The 1,967-nt window shown below is 67.2% G+C and carries 1 protein-coding gene; it reads left to right on the top strand.

The annotated features are described in order from the left end of the window. Positions 1-195 precede the first annotated feature (195 nt). Positions 196-1,404 carry a hypothetical protein gene (locus ACN4EK_RS32480; protein ID WP_431662580.1) on the top strand — a complete coding sequence of 403 codons (1,209 nt, stop codon included), beginning with the start codon at positions 196-198 and terminating at the stop codon, positions 1,402-1,404. Positions 1,405-1,967 lie beyond the last annotated feature (563 nt).

Here is a 1,967-nt window from a genome sequence, read left to right as displayed (position 1 = left end):
CGCGCTGCCGCCACGGGCGTCCAGCGGCGGCCGCAGCAGGCGGATGGTTCTCACACGCTCTGAGCCCGTTCGACGGATTGCGACGGCCTGCGCACCGCGAGTGCGCAGGCTGCGCGGCGAGCGCCGTTCGGCGGAGATTGCGGGGCAGCGTGCTAGGGTCCGGCCCTTCTGGTTCCGATTTCGGAGAGGATGCGCATGCGTTTGCCCCGGCTTCTGCTTGTCCTGCTTCTGTCGTGTGCCGCACCCGCGTTCGCTGCGGACTTCACGGTGGAGTACCGCGTGAAGTTCCTCCCGGCGGAGGGCGTGGCCGAGGTCAGTCTCGACTACCGCCCCGGCGAAGGCCGCATCCGCGAGCTGGACTTCAGCATGGATCCGGATCGCTACGACGCGATCCGGGGCGATGGTCGCCTTGAGCGAAGCGAGGAGCGCCTGTCCTGGCGTCCGCCCTCCCGCGGCGGCAGCCTGCATTGGCGCTACCGCATCGACAAGCAGCGTCGCGATTCCGGCTACGACGCCCGCATCACCCGCGACTGGGTGATCGTGCGCGGCGACCATCTGGTGCCCAGCTTCCGCGGTCGCTTCAGCAGCGGCGCCCAGGGCGAGGCCACGCTGCGCTTCGACCTGCCGCGCGACTGGGGCGTGGACACGCCGTTCAAGCGCATGGGCGCGGAACCGGTGTTCGCGGTCGCGCATGACGATCGGCGCCTCGCGCGGCCGGTGGGCTGGATGATCGCCGGCGATCTCGGTATCCGCCGCGAGTTCATCGAGGGCATGGAGGTCGCGGTGGCGGCGCCCAAGGGCGAGCCGGTGCGGCGCAACGAGATGCTGGCCTTCATCAATCTGGTGGCGCCGGAGATGCAGATGGCCTTCGGCACCCTGCCGGAGAAGATCCTGATCGTGATGGCGGGCGAGGGCATGTGGCGCGGCGGCCTGTCAGGCCCACGCTCGCTCTACCTGCATTCAGATCGGCCGATCATCAGCGAGAACGGCAGCAGCACCCTTGTGCACGAACTGGTGCACGTGGTCACCCGCATCACCGGTGCCGAGGGCGACGACTGGATCACCGAGGGCATTGCCGAGTTCTACTCGATCGAGCTGCTGCGCCGCACCGGTCTGCTCTCCGAGGCCCGCGCCGAGCGCGCCTTCGACTGGATGCGCAACCACGGCCGCAACGTGCGCACGCTCAAGTCCAACCGCAGCCATGGGCCGCGCACCGCGCGCGCAGTGACCCTGTTCCGCGAGCTTGATGCCGAAATCCGCAGCCGCACCGACGAGGCTCACGACCTCGACGACGTGGTCCGCGAACTGATCCCGCTGCGCAGGATCAGCACCGGGCAGTTGCGTGAGGTGGTTGAGCGGCTGAGCGGGGCGTCGTCGAAGGTGTTGCAAACGAGTTTGCTGTGAGGGCGGAGGGTGATTTCGGGGCTGCTCGGCCGCGCTGATCAGCCTGGGACAACTTCGCCTTCCGACTCATCGCTGTCATTGGAGTCCGGGCAGGGCGATTGGCTGGAGACGCGGACCTGGATCGGGCGTGTTGCGCTCGCATCGTGACGCCCAAGATCAACGCTCACCCTACGCCAGGCGCCCTGGGGCGGGCGGATGACAAGGGTGCCTGAGCCCGGCATTCGACAGCCGGGCCAGAGGCTTCTCTTGACCCCTGAAACGTACAGATCCAGCGTGAAGGCTCCATCATCCGCAGCGGTAGCTTCGTTCACCTCATGGGAGCCGGTGGAGTACCGATCGCCCTCCACGAAGAACGCGATCAGGGCGCCTGGCTCGGCAACCCCAATCAAGTTGAAGTGTTCAAAGCGACACTTCGAGGCGGCTGTCCCTGAAACCAGCAGCACTGGCAGCGCCAGCATGGCTCTCATTGTCGTTCTTCGCATCACAGGGTTCGACTCCGACCGTGCTTGGCGCTCTCACCGACCCCTTCCCAACCCCTGTCTCTTATACACATCTGACGCTGC

The sequence above is a fragment of the Pantanalinema rosaneae CENA516 genome, from assembly GCF_050753385.1.
Classification (GTDB): domain Bacteria; phylum Cyanobacteriota; class Cyanobacteriia; order Leptolyngbyales; family Leptolyngbyaceae; genus Pantanalinema; species Pantanalinema rosaneae.
Note: the sequence above shows the minus strand (reverse complement) of the source record. Positions and strands in the feature narration are given on the sequence as shown.

What these genes read in the sequence shown, in the direction of transcription:
- ACN4EK_RS32480 (WP_431662580.1), top strand. Translation starts at nt 196, where the DNA reads ATGCGTTTGCCCCGGCTTCTGCTTGTCCTGCTTCTGTCGTGTGCCGCA.